General features: G+C 67.0%; 18 protein-coding genes. 13 read left to right on the forward strand and 5 right to left on the reverse strand.

What is annotated here, in order from left to right; all coding sequences use genetic code 11:
* Positions 1–220 precede the first annotated feature (220 nt).
* The 6 genes from WIX41_RS16915 to WIX41_RS16940 are packed head-to-tail and all read left to right on the forward strand — an operon-like array spanning position 221 to position 8663.
* Complete coding sequence (locus tag WIX41_RS16915) at positions 221–1423, forward strand: isochorismate synthase (protein ID WP_339449633.1); 1203 nt, start codon at positions 221–223, stop codon at positions 1421–1423.
* Entirely contained in the window at positions 1423–3075 is a 1653-nt protein-coding gene (locus WIX41_RS16920; protein ID WP_339449634.1) for a (2,3-dihydroxybenzoyl)adenylate synthase, read from the forward strand. Before WIX41_RS16915 ends, WIX41_RS16920 begins: the two co-directional genes overlap by 1 nt.
* Positions 3075–3710, forward strand: a complete 636-nt coding sequence (locus WIX41_RS16925; RefSeq protein ID WP_339449635.1) for an isochorismatase family protein — start codon at positions 3075–3077, stop codon at positions 3708–3710. The genes WIX41_RS16920 and WIX41_RS16925 overlap by 1 nt, the downstream gene beginning before the upstream one ends.
* A gap of 5 nt (positions 3711–3715) precedes the next feature.
* Positions 3716–3976, forward strand: a complete 261-nt coding sequence (locus tag WIX41_RS16930) for a phosphopantetheine-binding protein (RefSeq protein ID WP_409187532.1) — start codon at positions 3716–3718, stop codon at positions 3974–3976.
* Positions 3973–7887 (forward strand): amino acid adenylation domain-containing protein, encoded by a 3915-nt coding sequence (locus WIX41_RS16935; protein WP_339449639.1) that lies wholly within the window; start codon positions 3973–3975, stop codon positions 7885–7887. Before WIX41_RS16930 ends, WIX41_RS16935 begins: the two co-directional genes overlap by 4 nt.
* A gap of 14 nt (positions 7888–7901) precedes the next feature.
* On the forward strand, positions 7902–8663 hold the full coding sequence (locus WIX41_RS16940; RefSeq protein WP_339449641.1) for a 2,3-dihydro-2,3-dihydroxybenzoate dehydrogenase: 762 nt from the start codon (positions 7902–7904) through the stop codon (positions 8661–8663).
* On the opposite strand, the gene WIX41_RS16945 is transcribed toward WIX41_RS16940, so the two are convergent.
* From WIX41_RS16945 to WIX41_RS16960, 4 genes are read right to left on the reverse strand one after another with little or no spacing between them, the layout of a single operon-like run.
* Positions 8660–9253, reverse strand: a complete 594-nt coding sequence (locus WIX41_RS16945; protein WP_339449643.1) for a DUF2894 domain-containing protein — start codon at positions 9251–9253, stop codon at positions 8660–8662. The two genes, WIX41_RS16940 and WIX41_RS16945, sit on opposite strands and share 4 nt — an antisense overlap.
* Positions 9243–9890: an OmpA family protein gene (locus tag WIX41_RS16950; RefSeq protein WP_339449645.1), complete on the reverse strand. Its 648-nt coding sequence runs from the start codon at positions 9888–9890 to the stop codon at positions 9243–9245. Before WIX41_RS16950 ends, WIX41_RS16945 begins: the two co-directional genes overlap by 11 nt.
* Positions 9887–12169 carry a DUF802 domain-containing protein gene (locus tag WIX41_RS16955; protein ID WP_339449647.1) on the reverse strand — a complete coding sequence of 761 codons (2283 nt, stop codon included), beginning with the start codon at positions 12167–12169 and terminating at the stop codon, positions 9887–9889. Before WIX41_RS16955 ends, WIX41_RS16950 begins: the two co-directional genes overlap by 4 nt.
* 10 nt (positions 12170–12179) lie before the next feature.
* Complete coding sequence (locus WIX41_RS16960; RefSeq protein WP_409187523.1) at positions 12180–12857, reverse strand: DUF3348 domain-containing protein; 678 nt, start codon at positions 12855–12857, stop codon at positions 12180–12182.
* A gap of 149 nt (positions 12858–13006) precedes the next feature.
* On the opposite strand from WIX41_RS16960, the gene WIX41_RS16965 reads away from it, so the two are divergent.
* The 5 genes from WIX41_RS16965 to WIX41_RS16985 all read left to right on the forward strand — a co-directional run bounded on the left by WIX41_RS16965 (position 13007) and on the right by WIX41_RS16985 (position 18817).
* On the forward strand, positions 13007–13417 hold the full coding sequence (locus WIX41_RS16965) for a host attachment family protein (protein WP_339449651.1): 411 nt from the start codon (positions 13007–13009) through the stop codon (positions 13415–13417).
* Between the two features lie 178 nt (positions 13418–13595).
* Positions 13596–13937: a type II toxin-antitoxin system prevent-host-death family antitoxin gene (locus WIX41_RS16970; RefSeq protein ID WP_339449653.1), complete on the forward strand. Its 342-nt coding sequence runs from the start codon at positions 13596–13598 to the stop codon at positions 13935–13937.
* 3 nt (positions 13938–13940) lie between these two features.
* The gene (locus tag WIX41_RS16975) at positions 13941–14567 is read left to right on the forward strand and encodes a hypothetical protein (protein WP_339449655.1); all 627 of its coding nucleotides are present in this window, start codon (positions 13941–13943) and stop codon (positions 14565–14567) included.
* A 315-nt stretch (positions 14568–14882) separates the two neighbouring features.
* A complete protein-coding gene (gene proP, locus WIX41_RS16980) occupies positions 14883–16370 on the forward strand; it encodes a glycine betaine/L-proline transporter ProP (protein ID WP_339449657.1) in 1488 nt (495 codons plus the stop codon).
* Between the two features lie 104 nt (positions 16371–16474).
* Positions 16475–18817, forward strand: a complete 2343-nt coding sequence (locus WIX41_RS16985) for a GH92 family glycosyl hydrolase (RefSeq protein WP_339449659.1) — start codon at positions 16475–16477, stop codon at positions 18815–18817.
* 6 nt (positions 18818–18823) lie between these two features.
* Here the strand turns inward: WIX41_RS16985 and WIX41_RS16990 are convergent, their stop codons facing one another.
* A complete protein-coding gene (locus tag WIX41_RS16990) occupies positions 18824–19552 on the reverse strand; it encodes an SOS response-associated peptidase (RefSeq protein ID WP_339449661.1) in 729 nt (242 codons plus the stop codon).
* 95 nt (positions 19553–19647) lie between these two features.
* On the opposite strand from WIX41_RS16990, the gene WIX41_RS16995 reads away from it, so the two are divergent.
* Positions 19648–20445 carry an AraC family transcriptional regulator gene (locus WIX41_RS16995; protein WP_339449663.1) on the forward strand — a complete coding sequence of 266 codons (798 nt, stop codon included), beginning with the start codon at positions 19648–19650 and terminating at the stop codon, positions 20443–20445.
* A gap of 655 nt (positions 20446–21100) precedes the next feature.
* On the forward strand, positions 21101–22114 hold the full coding sequence (locus WIX41_RS17000; protein ID WP_339449665.1) for a hypothetical protein: 1014 nt from the start codon (positions 21101–21103) through the stop codon (positions 22112–22114).
* Positions 22115–22503 lie beyond the last annotated feature (389 nt).

The following is a 22503-nucleotide window of genomic DNA, read 5'->3' on the forward strand; positions in this document are numbered from 1 at the left end:
TGCAGCTTAGTCATCCCGCCGGAAGGCGGTGTTGATCCGCGTCAATCCTTGTGATGTGGCAGCCCCGGATGAACGCCCGTGGCATGGGATGCGCAAATCTAAATGAGAGCTGTTATCATTTGAGGCGATAGCCACGCCGGTCCTTGAACCGACGAAGCCGAATCAATCGAACGCCCGCCCCGCGCGGTGCGTGTTCATTCCTGATCGGTCGTGGTGATCCATGCGTTCAACTCCCCTGGCCTGGTACGACCCGCGCGCGCGCCTGCCGGCGCTGACGGCCGGGCCGGCGTTGGATGCAACCGCCCAGTTCGTGTTGCGCCTGCCCGAGCGAACGCTGGATGCGCGTGGTTGCCATGCCACGCTGCCGGCCGGTGGCACATCGACGCTGGACGCGCGGGTGCAGGCCTTCTTCGCGCGCGAACGCAGCGCACCGGCGCTGCTGGTAGGGGTGCTGCCGTTCGACCCGGACGCTGATGACGCGCTGTATCAGCCGCAGTGGCTGGCACAGGGCGCGGCGGAAGCGGTGAGCGCAGCGCTGCCGTTCAGCGGCGACATCCACGCTGAACCCAGTGCCGCGCAGTTTGCCGATTCGGTCCGTGATGCTTTGATGCGCCTGGGGGACGGCAACGCGGCACTGAAGAAGGTGGTGCTGTCGCGCACGTTGCACGTGCAGGGGCACACGCCGATCGATCCGCGCGCGTTGGTGGCGCGGCTTGGCCAGGATCCCGAAGCGATCACGTATCTGTCCCCGCTGCCGGTGGCGTCCGAAGAGGTGCCGGCGTGGCTGGTCGGTGCAAGTCCCGAGCGGCTGGTGTCGCGCCGTGGCCGGCAGGTGTTGTCGCACCCGCTGGCCGGCTCGGCCCGTCGCCGCGCCGATCCGGAAGAGGATGCGCAGGCCGCCCGCGATCTGCTGGCCTCGGCCAAGGACCATGACGAGCACCGTTACGTGGTGGACGCGATTGTGGCGGCGCTGCGCCCCTATTGCGAGGTGATCGACGCCGCACCGCAGCCGACCCTGCATGCCACCGCCACGCTGTGGCACCTGGGCACGCGCATTGAAGCGACCCTGCGCGAACCGTTCCCGTCGGTCGCCACGCTGCTGGCCGCGTTGCATCCCACCCCGGCGGTGTGCGGCACGCCTACTGCCTTGGCGCTGGACACCATCCGTGCCCTGGAGCCGGTGCAGCGCGACTTCTATGCCGGCGCGGTTGGCTGGATGGATGCACACGGTGATGGCGACTGGTACGTGGCGATCCGCTGCGCGCGCGTGCAGGGCAACCAGGCCCGGATCCATGCGGGTGCCGGGATCGTGGCGGGATCTGACCCGGCCTCGGAAGTGGCCGAAACCGGGGCGAAATTCGGGGCGTTGTTGGCCGCGCTTGGCGCGGACGCCGCCCCGCACCTTGAAGGAGCGAGCACCTGATGAGTTCAGTCGTTTCCCCGGCGCGCATGCCGTTGCGCCAGGCCTGGCCACCGGCGCTGGTCGCGCGCTACCGTGCCGCCGGCTACTGGCGTGGCGAGACATTTCCCGGTTTCCTGCGCGAACGCGCGGCGCAGTTCGCCGACGACGTGGCCGTGGTCGGCGGCCAGACCCGGCTGACCTATGCGCAGCTGTGGCGCGAAGCAGGGCGCATTGGTGCGGGGTTGCTGGCGGGTGGACTGCTGCCGGGTGACCGGGTGGTGGTGCAGCTGGGCAACACGGTGGAGTTTGTCGGCGTGGTCTGCGGGTTGTTCCGCGCCGGGCTGATCCCGGTGTACGCGCTGCCGGCCCATCGCTTCACCGAGGTTTCCCACGTCGTGCGCACGGCCGAAGCCAGCGCGTACATCGCCGCATCCGCCTACGAGGGTTTCGATTACCGGACGCTGGCGCGTGAGCTGCAGGCGTCCATCCCCGCGTTGTGCCATGTGCTGATCGTTGGCGACGCGGCGGAGTTCATCTCCGTTGCCGGCCTGGCGGGGGACGTCGAAGCGCTGCCGCCGGATCCTGACCCGCAGTCGGTCGCGTTCCTGCAGCTCTCCGGTGGCAGCACCGGCTTGTCCAAGCTGATCCCGCGCACCCACGACGATTATCTGTATTCCTTCCGTGCCAGCAATGCGATCTGCGACATTGGTCGCGACAGCGTGTACCTGGTGGCGCTGCCGGCGGCACACAATTTCCCGATGAGTTCGCCGGGTTTCTTCGGTGCGCTCTACGCCGGCGCACGGGTGGTGCTCGGCCCCGGGGCCGGCCCGGACACCGCGTTCCCGCTCATTGCGCGTGAGCGGGTGACCTGCGTGGGGCTGGTGCCGCCGTTGGCGCTGCTGTGGGCACAGGCGGCGGCCACTACCGCGCATGACCTGTCCAGCCTGCAGGTGCTGCAGGTCGGCGGGGCCAAGCTGGTGCCCGAAGCCGCACGCCGGGTCATCGACGGTCTGGGTTGCCGGCTGCAGCAGGTGTTCGGCATGGCCGAAGGGCTGGTCAACTACACCCGCCTGCACGACTCCCTGGAGTGCGTGCTCACCACCCAGGGCCGTCCGATCTCGCCCGACGACGAGGTGCTGGTGGTCGATGATCACGGCAATCCGGTCGCGCCGGGCGTGGTGGGTCATCTGCTCACCCGCGGCCCCTACACGATCCGCAGTTACCACAACGACCCCGGCGCCAACGCCCGATCCTTCACCGAGGACGGGTTCTACCGCACCGGCGACATGGTCCAGCAGCTGCCGGGTGGATACCTGGTGGTGCAGGGCCGTGCCGGCGACCACATCAACCGTGCGGGCGAGAAGATCTCCGCCGAGGAAATCGAAGACCACCTGCTGGCCCACGCCGGCGTGTTCGACGCGGCGGTCGTGTCCATGCCGGATCCGTATCTGGGCGAGCGCAGTTGCGCCTTCGTGATCGCACGCGGTGACCGCCCTACGGCAACCAGCCTGAAAGCGTGGGTACGCAGCCGCGGCCTGGCCGCCTTCAAGGTGCCGGACCAGGTGGTGTTCGTGGAGGCCTTCGGCACCACGGCGGTGGGCAAGGTCAGCCGCCGCGAACTGCGTGCGCAGCTGCGCGCGCGCCATATCGAACAGACTGGAGAAACGCGCTGATGGCGCTGCCCACCATTCCAGCCTATGAACTTCCCACCGCAGCCGAACTGCCGTCACCGCGCGGGCCGTGGCAGCCACAGGCCGGGCGCATCGCACTGCTGGTGCATGACATGCAGCGGTACTTCCTGGCCGCGTTCGGCACCGACGTCGCGCCGCTGGCGCCGGCAGTGGCCAACATCGCCCGCCTGATCGCGTACTGCCGCGCGCAGGGCATTCCGGTGTTCTACACCGCCCAGCGCGGCAACCAGGATCGCGGTGATCGTGGCCTGCAGGCCGATCTGTGGGGCCCTGGCATGAGGGCAATCGGCGAACACGAAGCGATCATCGACGTGCTGGCCCCTGCCGATGGCGATCATGTCCTGGTGAAGCACCGCTACAGCGCTTTCCAGCGCAGCAACCTGGAAACGATGATGCGCGCACGCGGGCGCGACCAGCTGCTGGTGACCGGCGTGTATGCGCACATCGGCTGCACCGCCACCGTGGTTGAAGCGTTCCAGCGTGATATCGAAGCATTCATCGCCGCCGATGCGGTGGCCGACTTCTCGCGGGCGGACCATGACCACGCGCTGCACTGGATCGCCCGCACCTGCGGCGTCCCGATGACCACCCACCAGCTGCTGGAGCGCTTGGCATGAGCGACATCACGGCCACCGCGCCACTGACCCTTGAACGCATGCGCACCGATGTGGCCGGCATGCTCGGCGAATCGCCCGACGCGGTCGGCGATGACGACCACCTGATGGACCTCGGGCTGGATTCCATGCGTGTGCTCGGGCTGGTACTGGCCTGGAGCAACACCGGCATCGCACTGGAGTTCGGCCACCTGGCCGAACACACCACGCTGGCCGGCTGGTGGCAGGTGGTGCGGCAGTTGCAGGCCAGCGCCAGCGCCGGGGCATGAGCGCGCAGCGGGACAGCGAGGCGGGCGCCGGCCTGGAACGACGTGCGCTGAGTGAGGCGCAGACCGGGCTGTGGTACGCACAGCGTTTGTCGGCTGCGCCAGCGGCGTTCAACACCGCGCATGTGGTGTGGTTCGAGGGACCGCTGGACGTGGCGCGCTTCAGCGCAGCTGCCGATGCGGCAGCCGCCGAAGCCGACGCCCTGTGCCTGCGAGTTGCGGAAAACGAAGCGGGCACGGCAGAGCAATGGTTCGATCCCGCGCACCTCCCGTGCGTGCAGGTGGTGGATCTGTCGGCGCAGCGCGACCCGATGCAATTGGCGCGCGACGCCATGCAGGCCGATCGACTGCAGCCCGTCGATCCCGGCCGCGACCGGCTGGCCCGACAGCGGCTCTTCGTGCTCGGGCCGCAACGGTTCGCGTGGTACCTGCGGGTGCACCACCTGGCCACGGACGGTTACGGCATGGCGCTGTTCAGCGCCCGTGTCTGCGCGCTGTACGTCGGGGACGCCACCGATGTACTGCAGCCATTGCAGCCGGTGCTGGAGGAGGACGCGCAGTACCGCCAGCGCGGGTGCGAGCGCCGGGTGGCCGATGCCGGCTACTGGCAGGCGTACCTGCAGGGTGCGGCCCCGGCCGAGGGTCTGGGCGGGGGTGCCGCAGCGGCCGGCGCCGATGCGCTGCGCCTGACCGAGGCCATCGACGCACCGCTGCGCGAGCGTCTGCTGGCGGCGGCACAGTCCGTTGGGCAGCCGTGGCCGGACCTGCTTACTGCGTTGACGGCCGAGTACTGCCGGCGTGTAACGGCCAGTGATGAAGTAACCGTCGGGGTGCCCTACATGGGGCGGCTGGGCAGCGCGTCGGCACGGGTGCCGGCCATGGTCATGAACGTACTGCCGTTGCGCGCAGCCGCAGCCGCTGGCGCCAGCGTGGATGCATGGGTCCGTGATATCGCGCACGCGCTGGTGCGCGGGCGCCGGCACGGGCGCTACCGGGGCGAACAGATGCGCCGCGACCTGGGCTGGAGCGGCCTGCAGCATCGATTGCACGGACCGCTGGTGAATGTGCAGCCGTTCTACCGGCCGCTGCCGTGGCGGGGAGTCGCGGCGCGGCTGGAGGTGCTGTGCACCGGGCCAGTGGATGACATCACCTTCGGCTTCCGTGGCGATGCGATTTCGTCGTTGGCACTGGAGATCGAAGCCAATCAGCAGCGGCACACACCGCGTTCGGTGCAGGCGCATGCACGGCGACTGCTGCATTTCGTGTCGGCGGCGTTGCACGTGCAGGCGCGCGCCGGGCGCTTGGACGAGATTGCCCTGTGTACTCCCGAAGAGCAGCATCGTTGGCTGCACACGGTGAATTCCACAGCGCATGCGATGCCGGACGTGTCGCTGGCGGCATTGCTGGGCGCGCGCATGGCAGCATCGCCCCAGGCGACCGCGCTGGTGTTCGAAGGCGAGGCGCTGAGCTATGCCGCACTGGAACAACGCAGCCGGGCGCTGGCGCTGCAGTTGCAGGCGATGGGCGTCACCCGCGAGTCGCGCGTGATGGTGGCGTTGCCGCGCTCATTGTCGCTGGCGATCGCGCTGGTGGCGGTGGTGCGCGCAGGGGGCGCATACCTGCCGGTGGACCTGGACCACCCGGATGCGCGCCTGCAGAGGATACTGGCCTCGGCGCAACCGCAGTGCGTGCTGGCTGAAGCCGACGATGCGCTGCGGTTCGAGGGAGCACCGGTGCTCCCTCCTTCGCAGTGGAAAACCAGCAGCGACGCCGCATTGCCCGATACCGTGCAGCCCGGCGACGCCGCCTACGTGATCTACACCTCCGGTTCCACCGGCGAACCCAAAGGCGTGCTGGTGGAACACCGCGCCATCGTCAACCGGCTGGAGTGGATGCGCAGCCATTACAGGATCGGGCCGGACGCACGCATCCTGCAGAAGACGCCGGCCACCTTCGATGTCTCGGTCTGGGAGTTCTTCCTGCCGCTGCTGAGTGGGGCTGTGCTGGTGATCGCATCGCCCGGCCTGCACCGGGATCCGCAGGCGCTGACCGGCCTGCTCGTGGCCGAGCGGATCACCACCCTGCATTTCGTGCCTTCCATGCTGGATGCCTGGCTGGCAGTGCCTGATCTGGGCGCACTGGCACTGCAGCAGGTGTTCACCAGTGGCGAAGCGCTGGACGCCGGGTTGCGCCACCGCTTCCACGCGCGCGTCGATGCGGAGCTGCACAATCTTTACGGGCCCACTGAAGCGGCGGTGGATGTCAGCTACTGGCCGGCTGCCGGTGACGACAGTTCAGACCCGGTGCCGATCGGCTACCCGGTCTGGAACACGCGACTGTATGTACTCGATGCACAGCTGCGGGTACTTCCTCCTGGCGTGCCCGGCGACCTGTATCTCGGCGGCGTGCAGCTGGCGCGTGGTTACCTGGGGCGCGAGGATCTCACCGCAGAACGTTTCCTCGACGATCCGCATGTACCGGGAGGCCGTTTGTACCGGACCGGTGACCGGGCACGCTGGCGCGACGATGGAGCGCTGGAGTATCTCGGGCGCAGCGACCATCAGGTCAAGCTGCGCGGCCTGCGCATCGAGCTGGGTGAGATCGAGGCGGCGTTGCGGAGCATGCCCGGTGTGGCGCGGGCGGAGGTACTGCTGCGCGACCAGGACCCGGGCATGCCGGTACGGCTGGTCGGCTACGTGTCCGGCGATGCACTTGATCCGACCCACCTGCGCCGCGGGCTCGGCACGCAGCTGCCGGAATACATGGTGCCGGCGGCCCTCGTCATCGTGCAGGCCTGGCCAGTGACCGCCAACGGCAAGCTCGACCGCGCCGCGCTGCCATTGCCTGACACCGGGGCGGCTGGCCGCAGCGCGGCAACGCCCACCGAACGGACGCTTGCCACGCTGTTCCAGCAGGTACTCGGCCTTGCCGCTGCGCCATCGGCCGACGCGGATTTCTTCGCGCTTGGCGGCGACTCGCTTTCGGCAGTCCACCTGCTGCTGGGGATTCAGCAGCAGTGGCAGTGTGATCCGGGGTTGGGGGCCGTGTTCGCCACGCCAACAGTGGCTGGGTTGGCGGCACGACTGGATGCACCGGTGCAGGACAGCGACCACGGCCTGGCGCCGGTGATCACACTGGCGCACGGCGAGCCGGGCAGGGTGCCGCTGTTTGTGATCCACCCGGCTGGCGGTATCGCCTGGAGCTACCGCGAACTGGCGCGTGCGCTGCACCCGGCCCGCGATGTGCATGGTCTGCAGTCGCCGGCGCTGGATCCAACGCAGCCATTGCCCGCCGGGATCCAAGCGCTGGCGGCGGACTACGCCACCCGCATCGTCGCGCTGCACCCGCGCGGCCCGGTGCACCTGCTGGGCTGGTCGGTGGGCGGCATCATCGCCCAGGCCATCGCCGTGCAACTGCAGGCGCAGCAGCGGGAGGTCGGCGCGCTGGTCCTGCTCGATGCCTATCCCAGCGAATGCTGGCGGGCCGAGCCGGAGCCGGACCCGGACCCGGTGGCGGCGTTGCGTGCGCTGCTGGCCATTGCCGGGCATGACCCGGAACGACACCCTGAACTGGACAGCCGCGAGCGGATCGTGGCGTTCCTGCGCCGTGGCGACAGCGCGCTTGGCAACCTGCCGGAGCATGTGCTCGACGGCGTGGTCCGTGCAGTGACCGGCACCAACCGGTTGATTCGCGAGCATCACCATCGCCGATTCAACGGCAGTCTGGTGCACGTGCGCGCCGGCAACGACCATGCCCAACGGCCACACCTGCAATCGGCACTATGGCAAGCGTACGCGACGCGGATCGAATCGCTGCCGCTGCCGTTCCTGCATGCGGAGCTGACCGGTCGCGACGCGGTGGCGCAGTTGGCGCCGTGGTTGTCGGCACGGTTGCAGCACTGGGACGGCCTTTGACCGAAGGACAGGATATGACACTCACTGGATTCAACGACACGCTTGCGCTGGTCACCGGCGCCAGCGGCGGTATCGGTGCCGCGCTGGTTCGGCAGCTGCTGGACAGCGGCTGCGTGGTGGTCGCCACCGATCTGACCGTACCCATGCTGGCGGTTCATCCGCGACTGCACCCACGCGCACTGGACGTGACCGATTCGGCGGCAGTCGAGGCACTGGTCGAAGCGACTGAAGCCGCCCTCGGCCCGATCGGGTTCGGCATCAGCGTGGCCGGCGTGCTGCAGGTCGGCGAGGTGGTTGGCATCGACGACGCGCAATGGCGCCGTGTGTTCGCGGTGAACGCCGATGGTGTATTCCATCTTGGCCGTGCCTTGGCGCGGGTGATGACCCCGCGCGGACAGGGTGCCATTGTCACGGTGAGCTCCAACGCAGCGGGAGTGCCGCGCCATGGGATGGCTGCATATGCGGCGTCCAAGGCGGCAGCAACCATGTTCACCCGTTGCCTGGGCCTGGAGCTGGCTCCGCACGGCATCCGCTGCAACATCGTCGCACCGGGCTCCACACTGACCCCGATGCAGACGGGCATGTGGGCAGACAGCGACGGCGCGCAACGCGTCATCGATGGCAACCCGGCGACCTACAAGGCCGGCATACCATTACGCAAACTGGCCTGCCCGGACGACATCGCGCAGGCGGTGATGTTCCTGCTGTCCGATCAGGCCGGCCACATTGCGATGAGCGATCTGTACGTGGACGGCGGCGCAACGCTGCGCGGCTAACGCGCGGTGCGGCTGCGGCGCGGCTTGGCCGGTGCGCGGCCGGGCACGCTGTCGCGGCTGGGCAGGGTGCCGCGCTGCTGCATCTGTTCCAGCCAGGCCAGGTTGTCGACGTAGGCCAGGAAGTGCTGCAGGTACGCAGGCGATACCTCGCCCATCCAGCCGATCGCCCGGTGCACCAGCACGCTGGAGTTCAACGGGCCGCCATCGCTCGGTGTCTGCGCCAGCGTCTGCCGTACCTGGCCGGCGGTGCGCAGCGCCGCCCACGCGCTGCGGAACCGGGCAAGCGCCGGCAGTGCAGGGTAGTCGGGATTGTGCGTGATGCGCGGCTGGCCAAGCGCGGCCAGCGTGTCCGGGCTGCCAGCCTGCGCCGTGCCTGCGGTGGGAACCGGCACGTCGGCCAAGCGCGCTGCGTATCGGTCCAGCAGCGCGTCCAGGCGCGCGTCCAGGACCTGTCGCAGTGAACCGCTGGCCGACTGCGCACGCCGATGCAGCGCTTCCAGGAACGCGAAATGCACCGGATCGTGGCGATCCAGCTGCTGCCCGCGCCACTGCGCGAGCCGGTTGCTGACGGCGGTACGGTTACCGTCCATCGCCCGCCACGGTCGGTTTCGGTCGCGGAATCGGCGCCATCTCCACACGGCGGTTGCGCGCGCGGCCTTCCTCGTCGGCGTTGGACCCTACCGGTTGTTCGGCACCGAACGCGGCGGCGAACACCGAGCCGGCCGGCACGCCTTCGGTGATCAGGGTGCGGGTCACGGTCAATGCGCGCTCGGCCGACAGTTCCCAGTTGTCGGCGAACTGGCGGTTGCTGTCGCGCACCGGGCGGTCATCGGTGAAACCGCTGACCATCAGGATTTCCTCGCGCGAGGCCAGGTAGCCGGTCAATGGCGCGGCCAGGCTGCGCAGCAGCTCGCGGCCTTCCGGTTGCAGCTGGTCGGAATTGAGCGCGAACAACACGCTGCCACGGATGCCGATACGGCCATCCACCAGCGTCACCCGGCCGGCGGCGAGCGGGCCGGCCAATGCCTGTTCCAGGGTCTGGCGACGCTTGGCTTCGGCCTGGCGCTGCGCCACTTCCTCATCCAGCCGGTGTGACAGTTCCAGCTGCAGTGCCACCACGCCGACCAGGATCAGCACGAACGCGCCCAACAGCACCGCCATCAGGTCGCCGAAGGCGGCCCAGATCGGCGCACCGGTTTCGCCTTCCAGCTCGATCTCGTCGCTCATGCGGTGGCGGTCCCGGCGCTGCGGCGACGACCGGCCAGCTGCTGCAGTTCTTCGATGATCTGCTGCTGCGACAGCACGCTCAGGTCGATCACTTCACGCGCCTGCGCAACGTAATACGCCAACTGCTCATCGCTGCGGGTCATCGAGGCGTCCAGCGCGCCGGCGACCTGCTGCAGCTGTTCGCCCAGCCCGGTGCTGGCGCTGCCGAAGCTCTGCATCGCCGTGCCGAAGGCTTCGGCCAGGCTGGCCACTTCCACCGCGCTGCCGCTGAGCTGCGCGGCCACCCCATCGAGCTTGCCGGTTTCGACGGCAATGTGGTCGGTGAACTGCGTGCCGACACGTTCCAGCAGGTCGGCCGACGTGCTGACCAGCGCGTCCACGGCGGTGCGCTGCTCGGTGGAGGCGTGGTTGACCGCATCCAGCAGGGTTTCCAGCGTGGCCAGCAGGCGGGTGCGTTCGTCCAGCATGGCGGTGTCGCGGACCATGCTGTCGGACAGTTTCTGGCGCAGCTCGGCGACCACTTCGGCGGCGGCTTTCGGTGCTTCCGAGGCCAAGGTGACCAGCCGCGAGATCTCGCTGATGGTCTCGGCTGCATGCACCTGTGCCTGCGTGCCGATCTCGTGCGCGGTGCGCGACAGCGTTTCGCAGACCGCCTGCTGGCTGGCCGCGACCTGGGCGCCGTTGTCCGCCCACTGCTGGGCGAGCTGTCCGGACAACTGCGTGAAGGCATCGCTCCAGGTGGCCAGGCGCTGCGCATCGCGGGCTTCCAGGCGGTCCTGCAGCCCGCTGTGCGAGGCCTGCAGGCCGTCCACCAGCGAACGCGCATGACCATCGAAGCTGGCGGTGGCGGCCACCAGCGCCTGCTGGTTGCGCTCGGCCAGCTCGGCATTGACGGACTGCTGGCCCTGCAACGCATCGCGCCATGCCTGGGCATGGGTGTTGGCACTGGTGTCCATGCGGTCTGCCAGCGTATCGACCCAAGCCTCCAGGCGCGTGCCGACCGCATCCAGCAGGCCGGTGCTGTGTTCACCCTGGGCCTTGCTGAAGGCATCAAAGGTAGTGCGCAGGTCGGTGGTAAGCGTCGCGTGACGCTGCTGTTGTTCGTTCTGGGCGTCGGTCCATGCCTCCACGCTGGCATCCAGGCGGGCCGCCAGGGTTTCCAGCAGCTGCACGGCACGCTGGTCATGCTGTTGGCTGAGTGTGGCCAGGGTCGAACGAAGCTCGCTCGAAAGCGTGTCGTGCGCCTGCCGCTGGCTGCTGAGCGCGGCGTTCCAGGTCTCGGTGGTGGCGGCGCGGCTGGCCTCGAAACCGCTGGCCAGGCCATCGAGCTGCGCGCGCACGGCCTCGCCAACCGTGCCCTGCAGGGCCGTGGTCTGCTGCGTGAGGCCGGCCATGGTGTCGGCCATGATCGGCTGCAGCGCCTCGCCGACCGCGCGCGCACTCTGCGCGACGCTGGCCTGCAGGGCCTCCTGCACCGTACCGGCCAGGCGCTCGTGGGCGGCCTCGGCGCGGGCATGGAAGGTGTCCTGGCTGGCCGCCAGGCGTTCGCCGGCCGCGTCGCTCTGTGCCTCGATCGCTGCGCTCATCGCCTCCAGCCGGTCCACCAGCGCCGGCATCAATCCCGCCTGCGCCTGCAGCAGGCGGAATGCCTCGGCGCGCTGCCAGGCCTGCGAATGCACGTGCAGGGTGGTGGCGATGCGGGTATCCAGGTGCTGCACGCCCAGCAGGCGCTCGCGCCGGCACAGGGCCGACAGCAGGCCCAGCATGGCCGAGGTGGCCACGCCGGCAATCGAGGTGCCGAACGCCACGGCGAGGCCTTCCACCGGCGCGCCCAGCGAGCTGCGGATGGCCTGCAGGTCGGTGGCGCTTCCCAGCGCCAGCCCGGTGCCGCGCAGGGTGGCCATCATGCCCAGCAGGGTGCCGAGCATGCCCAGCAGCACCAGCAGGCCAACCAGGTATGGGGTCAGCACCGGCGCCGGCAGCGCCACGCGCTCGCCGTCCACGCGCAGGCGCACCGCGTTGCGCAGGCCAGCGGGCACCCGTTCCAGCCACTCGCCCAGGCTGGCCGGCGCGGTCGCCGCTGCGTCCACGGCCAGCGCCAGCCCGGCCGTGGCCTGCCGGTAGCGGTGCAGTTCCACTGCACCGGCCACGTAGCAGGCGGCAATGACCAGTGCCATGGCCAGGCCGACCGGGTTGGTGCCCACGTAACCGGCACCGATCCAGCACACCGCCAGCAGGCCGGCGAGGAAAACAACGAGGTAGAGAGGAGTTCTGAACATGACAGCCCGGTTAGTGGGGGCGAAGCGCTGCAAGCAGGCCTTCGATGGGGTGAAAACGGACATCAAGCTCGGCCAGCAGTACGGCCTGCATGTCGTTCCTGAACAACTGCAGCCAGCCGCTGTCAGGATCGACCTCGGCGCTGCCGGCGTCTTCGCGAAGGCGCTCGAAATGGGCGCCGAGCAGGGCCGGCACGCCGGCCAGCAACTGCTGCTCGCGCGGGCTCAGCGCCTGTTCCATGGCCGCATCCACTTCGGCCAGGCGCGGCAGCTCGCCGGGTTCAGCGCTGAGCCGGTCGCGCAGCTGGCCACGCAGGCGGCCGGTGGCGGTGAGCATGGCGCGCTGCACGGTGAGACAGCGCTGGCGGTAGGCAATGGGGTCCGTGGGGACCGGTTTGCCCGCCGCCGGCGGGGCGGTGATGCTGTCGACCAGGGTGGCGCGTACCCGCGCACATTCCTTGGCCAGCGCATCCACGGCGACCGGCGCGGCGTCGACCGGTGCCGGCAGCCGCCCATCGAGCGCCCCCGACAGGGCGACCGCGCGGGTCCAGTCGATCCACTGGCTGAGCCGGTCGGACAGGTCCGGCCCGGTACGTGGGGCATTGCGGTCGGCCAGCGCCGCCAGCAACCGGATGAAGGGCGGGCCGGGGACAGGCGTGCGGTGCTGCGTTTTCGCCATGGTTCCGGTCAAAACCGCGAATTTTACACTGGAATGACGGATCGACTCGCTGAATGCCGTTCCACACACGGTGAGCACGCGCCTATGCACCGCGCTTACATCCAGTTGCCTACGGTGGGGGCAGGCCAGGACATCGCCCGCTTTCATTCAAGGAGTCCACCATGCAGATCCCCGAAGGTACCCTCATCGTCGTCGCAGATGGCGGCTCGGCCCGCGTGTTCACCAATGTCGGCGAGCGCGGCAAGCTGCAGCTGAAACAGCATGGGGAACTGCAGGTCGAGGACTTCAGCGCCCAGGGCCTGCTGGGCCAGGGTCCGTCCGGGTCGGTGCCGAAGGACATGAGCACCTCCCAGCTCAACGAAGCCACCTTCGCCAGGCAGCTGGCGCAGCAGTTGAACGACGACGCCCTGAAGCAGCGCTACAAGCACCTGATCCTCATCGCCGACCCGAAAACGCTGGGCCATATCCGGCCGCAGCTGCACAAGGAAGTACAGGAGCGGTTGCTCAAAGAGATCGCCAAGGACTTCACCAATTCCACGCTGGACGATATCCAGCGCGCCCTGGCGGCCTGAGCCAGGGGCTGCGCGAGTACCTTTGACCCGTTTCCCGAGCCCACCCGCGCCGAAGTGGAAGCCGGCGTGGGTTGGCAGCTGCTGGAGTCCTGGCCCGCGACGGGATAAAAAACATCCCTTTATTCCCAATTTACCCAAAAGGGGTATAGTGGCCACATCCCTCCGTTGGATGTCCGTCATGAGCCTGCCCCTGGATGTTCCCGGCCTGGAAAAGGCCACTGCGTCATCGGTGAAGACCCGTGGCTGGCCGAGCCTGATGCGCACCGTGCGCGAAAAGCAGGCCCTGGTCATCACCAACCACAATCACCCCGAAGCGGTGATCGTGGACATCAAGGCCTACCAGGAGCTGCTGGCCCGCGCGGCGGGCAACCCGGACGACGCGCGCCAGGGGGAACTGGAGCGCCTGCGCGCTGAGTTCGATACCACCCTGGCCAGCCTCAACACCGAGGGCGGCCTGGGCAAAGTGATGGGCCAGCCGATTCGCGGTGGGCGCAAGACCGCCCTTGGCCCGTCGCTCTGACCGGTGGCGCGGATCCTGGTGTTGGCCGGCGTCAATGGCGCCGGCAAGAGTTCACTGCTGGGCACATGGCTGCGCGAAGCCGGGCTGACCTGGTTCAACCCGGACAGTTTTACCCGGCGCCTGGTGGAACAGGGCTGGCCGCTTGACGAGGCCAACGCCGCGGCATGGAGCGAAGGCGCGCGGCGGCTGCGCCAGGCGATGGCCGATGGTACCGATTTCGCGTTTGAAACCACGCTCGGCGGCAACACCATTCCGCGTCTGCTGCGCGATGCCTGCCAGACCCACGAAGTAGCCATCTGGTTCTGCGGCCTGCACAGCGTGGCGCTGCACATCGAACGCGTGGCAGACCGGGTCAGCCAGGGCGGACACGATATTCCGCATGACAAGATCCGCGCGCGTTACGATTCCGCGCGCGAAAACCTGATCGGGTTGTTGCCATACCTCGCCGAATTACATGTGTACGACAACAGCGCTCCCGCCGATGCAAAGGGCAGGGCGGCGCCACTGCCGCTGTTGCAGCTGGATCGTGAGGGATTGCACTTTCCGGTGACGGTGATCGATCTGCTGCAGACACCGGATTGGGCCAAACCCATCGTGATGCGCGCGATGGAACTACAGGCGAGCGCGTAACACGATTGGGCTGATGCGGCAGGTTCGCATCTCGGCGCAGGTCATGCGTTACCGAGCTGTTCAAACAACATGTGAAGGTGCGATAAAGGCTGCGTGCACGCACTGTGGTAACATGATTGCTTGATCATTGCCTCGGGCCATTGCCCGTCTCCCGGTCATCCTTCCTGCAGCGCCGTGGTGTACCACGCGGCCGTCCGGGAACGCCTGTTGCTACCCCTCTTCGCGCATCGTGCCGCGTTCTTCCGGAGGCGGTTTTTCCTGTGCGTTGCGCGGGGCCTCGGGTGCGTTGGTGACCCTGCTTCCAGGAGAAAGCAGATGCAGGAACTGCATGCCGCACACGCCCATTTCGGGTGGTTCAAGCGCCGCCGCCATATGAAGGTCGATGAAGTCACCGTGGTCGACCGCCCCATGCTCAAGAAGGCCGTGGGTGCCGCCGCGCTCGGCAATGCGATGGAATGGTTTGATTTCGGCGTCTACGGTTATCTGGCGGTCACCCTGGGCCAGGTGTTCTTTCCCGCCAGCAGTCCCACCGCGCAGCTGATTGCCACCTTCGCCACCTTCACCGTGGCCTTCCTGGTCCGCCCGCTGGGCGGGCTGGTGTTCGGGCCGCTGGGCGATCGCTATGGCCGTCAGAAAGTACTGGCATTCACCATGATCCTGATGGCGCTGGGCACCTTCAGCATCGGCCTGATTCCATCCTACGGCAGCATCGGCATGTGGGCACCGGCATTGTTGCTGCTGGCGCGGCTGGTGCAGGGTTTCTCCACGGGGGGTGAATACGGCGGTGCGGCTACTTTCATCGCCGAGTATTCCACCGACCGCAACCGCGGCCTGATGGGCAGTTGGCTGGAGTTCGGCACGCTGGGCGGTTACATCGCCGGTGCGGCCACCGTGACCGTGCTGCACATGGCACTGAGCAGCACGCAGATGCTGGACTGGGGCTGGCGCCTGCCGTTCCTGATCGCCGGCCCGCTGGGCCTGTTGGGCCTGTACATGCGCATGAAGCTGGAAGAAACCCCGGCATTCCGCGCCTATGCCGAAGAAGCCGACAAGCGCGACCACGAGCGCCCGGGACTGGGCGCGCTGTTGCGCGTGCATTGGCCGCAGCTGCTCAAGTGCGTGGGCCTGGTGCTGGTGTTCAACGTCACCGACTACATGCTGCTCACCTACATGCCCAGCTACCTCAGCGTGACCATGGGCTATGCCGAGAGCAAGGGCCTGCTGCTGATCATCATCGTGATGCTGGTGATGATGCCGCTCAACGTGGTGGGCGGGTTGTTCAGTGATCGGCTGGGACGCCGGCCGATGATCATCGGTGCGTGCATCGCGCTGTTCGCGCTGGCCATTCCGTGCCTGCTGCTGGTTGGCAGTGGTCATGACGGGTTGATCTTCCTCGGCCTGATGCTGCTCGGCCTGGCGCTGGTGTGTTTCACCAGCTCGATGCCCTCCACGTTGCCGGCCCTGTTCTACACCCCGGTACGCTACAGCGCGCTGTCGATCGCCTTCAACGTCTCGGTCTCGCTGTTCGGCGGCACCACGCCGCTGATCACTGCCTGGCTGGTCGAACGCACCGGCGACCCGCTGGTGCCGGCCTACTACCTGATGGGCGCGGCGGTGATCGGCCTGGTCACCATGCTGTTCGTCAACGAGACCGCCAACCTGCCGCTGCGCGGCTCGCCGCCGGCGGTGGCCAGTGAAGCCGAAGCCCACGCACTGCTCCGCAGCGACGAACCGGTTACCGTAGACGCCACCCAGCCCACGTTGCCCCAGACGGCCCTGTCGAACGACCCAACCCCCGCGTAGTGCCACGCCGCGCCTTGTGACCGCAGGTGCCCCTCGCGCCGCAACATGCGACATCGCCCCCACCAATGCTAGGATCGATCAACCTTGAATCGATCTAAATTCATATGAGCAGAGCGGGGAAGTCGGGATGGGCGGCGCTGGCAATCGGCGCCATGCTGGTGGCAGGGGGCGCAACAGCAGCCCCGCAGAGCGCAGGCGAACGCGCCTACGCCGCAGTGGACCCGTTCATCGGCACCGGCGGCGAGGGGCATACCTATCCCGGCGCAACGGTGCCGTTCGGCATGGTCCAGCTCAGCCCCGATACGCGCATCCAGCCGCGCGAAAAGGCCTACGACTGGGCCGCCGGCTACCGCTACGACGACAGCAGCATCGTCGGCTTCTCGCACACCCACTTCTCCGGCAGCGGCCACTCCGACCTGGGCGATGTGCTGGTGATGCCCTTCATCGGCGATCCCGGCCTTGAGCGGGGGGATCCGGAAAAACCGCGCAGCGGCTACGCGTCGCGCTTCGACCACAAGGACGAAAAGGCCGAGCCGGGCTACTACGCGGTCACGCTGCAGGACTACAAGGTCCGCGCCGAGCTGACCGCCAGCGCCCGCACCGGCGTGCACCGTTATACCTATCCGAAGGGCGAGTCGGCCAAGCTGCTGCTCGACCTGCGCACCAGCCTGTATGACTACCCCGGCAAGATCCTGTGGTCACGCCTGCGCCTGCGCGACGACGGCACGGTGACTGGTTTCCGCGAAACCCGCGGCTGGGCCCCGGGCCGGCAGCTGTACTTTGCCATGCGTTTCTCGCGCCCACTCACCGGGCACGCACTGCACAACACCGAAACCGACATCGCCTACAAAGGCTTCCCGCCGCCGGGCCAGAACAGCCCGGAGCAGCGCCCGCAGATCGAAGGCCGCCAGCTGGTGGGTACGTTCGATTTCGGCAAACTCGACGCGCCGCTGGTGGTGAGCGTGGCGATCTCTTCGGTGAGCGAAGCCGGCGCCATCGCCAACCTCGACGCCGAGGCCAGGGACCAGGACTTCGACCGCATCCGCGCCGACGCGCGTACGCAATGGCAGCAGGCGTTGTCGGTGCTCGATATCGACGCCCCTGCGCATGACCGGCGCAGCGCCTACACCGCGCTGTACCACAGCCTGCTCGGCCCGACCCTGTTCATGGACGTGGACGGCCAGTACCGCGGTTCGGACAATGCCGTGCACCGCGCCGAGGGCTACACCAACTATTCGACCTTCTCGCTGTGGGATACCTACCGCGCGCTGCACCCGCTGCTGACCCTGGTGCAGCCGGAAAAGCGCACCAGCGACATGGTCAATTCGCTGCTCGCCCACCAGCACAACAGCGCCTACGGCATGCTGCCGGTATGGGCGTTCCATGGCCAGGAAACCTGGTGCATGATCGGTTACCACGCGGTGCCGGTGATCGCCGATGCCTACGTCAAGGGCATTCGCGGTTTCGATGCCGACAAGGCGCTGCAGGCCATGGTGGCCACCGCCAACTACGGCCCCTACGATGGCATCGCGCAGTACCGTGAACTGGGCTGGGTGCCGATCGACGAAGAGGGCGAAGCGGCCAGCAAGACGCTGGAATACGCCTTCGACGACTGGACCATCGCCCGCATGGCCACGGCCATGGGCAACACCGACGTTGCCGCGGAGTTCGACAAGCGCGCCGGCAACTGGCGCCACGCCTTCGACGCCGAAACCGGCTTCATGCGTGCACGGAAACGTGACGGCAGCTTCCGTACCCCGTTCGATCCCAGCGCCAGCGGTTACGGCACCGACTACACCGAAGGCAACGCCTGGCAGTATTCCTGGTATGTGCCGCAGGACGTGGCGGGCCTGGCCGAGGTGCACGGTGGCGCCGACAAGCTGCTGGCGCGGCTGGATGCGGTGTTCGATGCCAAGGTCGATCCGTCCATCTTCGAGCACATGGAAGACATCACCGGCCTGATCGGCTGGTACGCGCACGGCAACGAACCCAGCCACCATGTGGCCTACCTGTATTCCCATGCGGGCCAGCCGTGGCGTGCCCAGGCGCGCCTGAAACAGATCATGGACACCCAGTACGCCGACCGCCCCGACGGCCTGGCCGGCAACGACGACCTGGGCCAGATGTCGGCCTGGTACGTGTTCACCGCGTTGGGCTTCTACCCGGTGGCACCGGGCAGTGCCGAATACATCATCGGCCGCCCGTTCCTGCCCAAGGCGGTGCTCAACCTGCCGAACGGCAAGACCTTCCGCATCACCACCGACGGCATGGCCAAAGGCCACGAATACGTGGGTGCGGTGACGCTCAACGGCAAGCCGTTGAACCGCACCTTCCTGCGCCATGCCGAGATCCTGGCGGGCGGCGAACTGCACTTCACCCTGCAGGCCGAGCCCAACAAGGCGTGGCCGGGGCAGGGTGCGGAACAGCCGTATTCGATGTCGCGCTGAAGCCGCTCAGCTGTCCTCGTCCCACCCATCGCCGTCCCCGTCCAGCGGGGGCGGCGATGTCGTTTCCAGGTCCGGGTCGACCGGTTCCAGCAGTGTGTAGTCGTCGCGCTTGAGGTCACGGAATGCGCGCCCCACGGGATACGCCTCCAGTGCCGGCGAGCGCAGGCGCAGATCGGCGGGCGTGGTGGCTGCGCCTGACAGCCACGCCAGGGCAAGGTCCGTCGGCAGGAACACCGGTCCATCGGGTGTGAGCGGTTCCGGAATGGCCCGGTTGGGCGCAGTGAGCACGCTGAAGGAATCCATTGCGTGCCCTTCGCCATCCTCCCAATGCTCCCAGATACCGGCCGCCAGCAGGGCCAGGCCATCGCGCCGCTGCACGAACAGCGGCCACGGCGGTCGGCGCTGCCGGTCCAGCTTGTAATACCCCGTCATCGGTATCACGCAGGGACGTTCGGACCAGGCCTTGGCGAAGATGCGGCTCCCGGGGGCCCGATCGAGCCGGGCGGTGACCGTGGTGTAGGGCGTCTCAGGGGTCTTCGACCAGCGCGGGACCAGCCCCCAGACCATGTCGGTCACGATCAGCTCGCCATCGGCATTGCGGGCAAGCACCGACGCAGGCGAACCCTTGCCGATGTTGTAGCGGTCCGGCGCAGCGGCCACGGCGATGGCGAGCTCGGAAGGCAGTCCGTCCGGGACCGATTCCGGCTCGGCAATGGCTTGGGCAAAACGACGCATGCCTGCAGGGTAGGGCGGGTGCCGTGAGCATCCGGTTGAGCGGCGGCGCGGGGGGCGCTAGAGTCACCGGGCTGGTTGTTTCGCGGTATCTGCCCATGCTCCATCGAAAAAAAGACATTCCGCCGGTGGACGCCGCTGGCCAGCGCCTGCCGCTGGGTCCGGAATCCGCCGTGCTGTGCCGGGCGCGCGATTACGTCGCCGGCACGGTGATCCCGCTGCACCACCACCCGGACCGGCACCAGCTGGTCTATGCCGCCTCCGGCGTGCTGGTGGTGCAGGCCGGTGCCGGTCGCTGGGTGGTGCCCAGCACACGCGCGATCTGGATGCCCGCCGGGATCGGCCACAAAGTGAGCTGCATCGGCGCGGTGCGCATGCGCAGTCTCTACATTCTGCCGCAGGCCATCGCCGATGCGCCGACGGGTGCGGCAACGGTATCGATCACCCCCTTGCTTGCCGAACTCATCAGCGCCGCTGCGGAAGTTGAGCAGCCGTATGTACCCGAATCGCGCGATGGGCACCTGATGCAGCTGATCCTGGACGAGCTGCAGGCATTGCCGGTGCTTCCACTGCACGTGCCACAACCGGCCGACCCGCGCCTGCAGCAGATCACCCAGCACTGGGAAACGTCACCCGACGATGCCTCGACACTGCAGGAATGGTCGGCGCGCCTGGGCGTGGACGCCAAGACGATCCAGCGCCTGTGCGCGCGCGAACTCGGCATGACCTTCGGCCAATGGCGCCAGCAGATCCGCCTGGTCCGTGCATTGGAGCGCCTCGCCCACGGCGACAAGGTCATCGACGTAGCGCTCTCGCAGGGCTACGCCAGCCCCAGCGCCTTCACCGCGATGTTCAAGAAGCGGTTTGGCCAGTTGCCGAGTCAATTCTTTCAGTAACGGGAGCCAATCCGGGAATCAAGGGCGGGGAGTTGGTTGCCGGGTGTGCGCGAACATCTGGTAAAGCGATTGAGACCTGCCACCAGAAGAATCGCAATCGCCGCAAGCCCGCGTCTGATCCGCTTACGGCGCTGTTCAACGTGTCCTGCAACACTCTTCATAAATCTGCATTCCTTTCCGTGATCGTGTAAGCGCGGCCACCCAGATTGCGGGTGACGATGCCGTTGCGGCGATGGCGCTCAATTACCTGGGTGACACGTTCGCTGGGGAGTGGCTGGGGTGTTGCTGACGCTGCGCCAGTTTCAGTTGGCTCGCGGCTCACATCGGGGTGCGGCGATTCCGTACAGCCATCAGGGCTGCGATTACAAAATAAACAGGTGGCACGCGCCTCATCTTCCAACCCTGCAGCGATCCTCGCAGGCGACCGACCCCATTGGCCGGTTGCAACCGCACGATCCATGTGATGTTGGATGAAGTCTAGGTAGCTACAGAGTCTAGTCCAATTGATCTTTTCGACGCTGAGGTCCTGTCACGGTAGGCAGCGCGCATAGTGGTGTACCCGGCGGTTGCGGGGGCAGTGCCGACCTGGTGTCGATGGTAGTGCCGACTGTTAGTCGGCAGCTCCTCTTCGACGTGATTGACGAAGCATTAACGCTTGGAAATAGGTATCGCAAAGTTCAATTGGACCATTGCACACGTATCCATAGACTTTAACCAACACCGAATCAACGATGCGAATGCATGGATTGCTGGAGGAAGATATGGATGTGGAGTGGTGAACTTTATTCTCATTGCGGCACACAAGGGCTCAGTCAAAACCTGTGCCCGTTCGATCGCGATCAGCGCCCTGACCATTGCACCCCTTGCTGGATGTGGCGGCGAGGAGCCGTCCGAGAGACAGGCGCGACCGATGAAATCCAGTGTAGGGGCTCACTCCGCGCCAACGAATGCCGTCGCTCTTACGCCTCATCCACAGAACCGCGAACCGAGCGCCAGCGTCATCACGAGGTCGCTGGGTGGGCGCGCTTACACAATCATCAACCCTGGTGAAACTCCGGATGGAGACGCAGAAAGCGCAGTGCGCGCGCTTTCGCCTGCAGCATTGGCGGGAGATGCAAGTGCGTCGTACGGAATTTACCTGAAGATCAGGGATTGCGCCAGCATGATGCGGCGATTCGATGAGCGTGGCGCGGCCGCAGTCGACTCTGGAACTTATGAAAGCTGCAGGAACCTTTCGGCGGAGTCGTACGACGCTGCTGCATCGTGGCTTGACCGTGCCGCTACCCATGGCCATCTGGGCGCCCAGCTTCTTTACGTAGCCGATCCGGAGGCGACACTCGGCACTCCCGCAGACATGCTCAGGTACCCAGACGCGATCAAAAGCTACAAGGAGAAGAGCATGACCTATCTGAAAAATGCATCAGTCGACGGAAACGTCGATGCACTGATTCGTTTGGCAGATGCTTACCGGCTCGGCGTACTGACAGAAAAGGGTCACACACTGGCGTACGCCTACTACCAGGCAGTTGAAAGAATCGAACCGCGCTTTGTGTCGCGAGAGAAGATGGAGGCCATCGAGAAACAACTGAGTCAGCAGGAAGTTAAATTTTCACGAACCAAGGGAATGCGAATATATGACGAGTGCTGTAGCCAACAAGCCACCCCGTAAGTATGGAAAAAGAATCCTGCTTTGGACGCTGCTGATCCTCATCCTGGGAATGACGTGCTCCCTCCTGCATGCCTGGGAGAAGGGCCCAGTTACTTGCGACAACGGATGCCTGGTGCAACATCACCTTATTGATCCGCTGACAAAGGAATTTCTTGAGCGTCAGCTTGCCGCCATTGATGCAGTTCCATTGTGGATGTGGGCCACTGGAACGACTTACACAGTCTGCAACGCGACACATTGCGCGAAGTATCGACAGACGTTCAATGAAGAATTTGTGGCAGATGGAGTCTTTCCGGCGCATGCTCCGGCGCCGCCCGCTGGAAATGGCGGTAGCCATGGAATTCTACCCGGCGGCGGCTCCGGCTGGACCGGAACGGTCGACGTAGGTC

It is taken from the genome of Stenotrophomonas sp. AB1(2024), assembly GCF_037482345.1.
Classification (GTDB): domain Bacteria; phylum Pseudomonadota; class Gammaproteobacteria; order Xanthomonadales; family Xanthomonadaceae; genus Stenotrophomonas.

Bases quoted from the DNA above. Each gene is read 5' to 3' on its own strand.
- WIX41_RS16940 (WP_339449641.1), top strand. From the start codon at position 7,902: ATGACACTCACTGGATTCAACGACACGCTTGCGCTGGTCACCGGCGCC.
- WIX41_RS16920 (WP_339449634.1), top strand. From the start codon at position 1,423: ATGAGTTCAGTCGTTTCCCCGGCGCGCATGCCGTTGCGCCAGGCCTGG.
- WIX41_RS16965 (WP_339449651.1), top strand. From the start codon at position 13,007: ATGCAGATCCCCGAAGGTACCCTCATCGTCGTCGCAGATGGCGGCTCG.
- WIX41_RS16945 (WP_339449643.1), bottom strand. From the start codon at position 9,253: ATGGACGGTAACCGTACCGCCGTCAGCAACCGGCTCGCGCAGTGGCGC.
- WIX41_RS16990 (WP_339449661.1), bottom strand. From the start codon at position 19,552: ATGCGTCGTTTTGCCCAAGCCATTGCCGAGCCGGAATCGGTCCCGGAC.
- proP (WP_339449657.1), top strand. From the start codon at position 14,883: ATGCAGGAACTGCATGCCGCACACGCCCATTTCGGGTGGTTCAAGCGC.
- WIX41_RS16950 (WP_339449645.1), bottom strand. From the start codon at position 9,890: ATGAGCGACGAGATCGAGCTGGAAGGCGAAACCGGTGCGCCGATCTGG.
- WIX41_RS16915 (WP_339449633.1), top strand. From the start codon at position 221: ATGCGTTCAACTCCCCTGGCCTGGTACGACCCGCGCGCGCGCCTGCCG.
- WIX41_RS16925 (WP_339449635.1), top strand. From the start codon at position 3,075: ATGGCGCTGCCCACCATTCCAGCCTATGAACTTCCCACCGCAGCCGAA.
- WIX41_RS16935 (WP_339449639.1), top strand. From the start codon at position 3,973: ATGAGCGCGCAGCGGGACAGCGAGGCGGGCGCCGGCCTGGAACGACGT.
- WIX41_RS16995 (WP_339449663.1), top strand. From the start codon at position 19,648: ATGCTCCATCGAAAAAAAGACATTCCGCCGGTGGACGCCGCTGGCCAG.
- WIX41_RS16970 (WP_339449653.1), top strand. From the start codon at position 13,596: ATGAGCCTGCCCCTGGATGTTCCCGGCCTGGAAAAGGCCACTGCGTCA.
- WIX41_RS16985 (WP_339449659.1), top strand. From the start codon at position 16,475: ATGAGCAGAGCGGGGAAGTCGGGATGGGCGGCGCTGGCAATCGGCGCC.
- WIX41_RS16955 (WP_339449647.1), bottom strand. From the start codon at position 12,169: ATGTTCAGAACTCCTCTCTACCTCGTTGTTTTCCTCGCCGGCCTGCTG.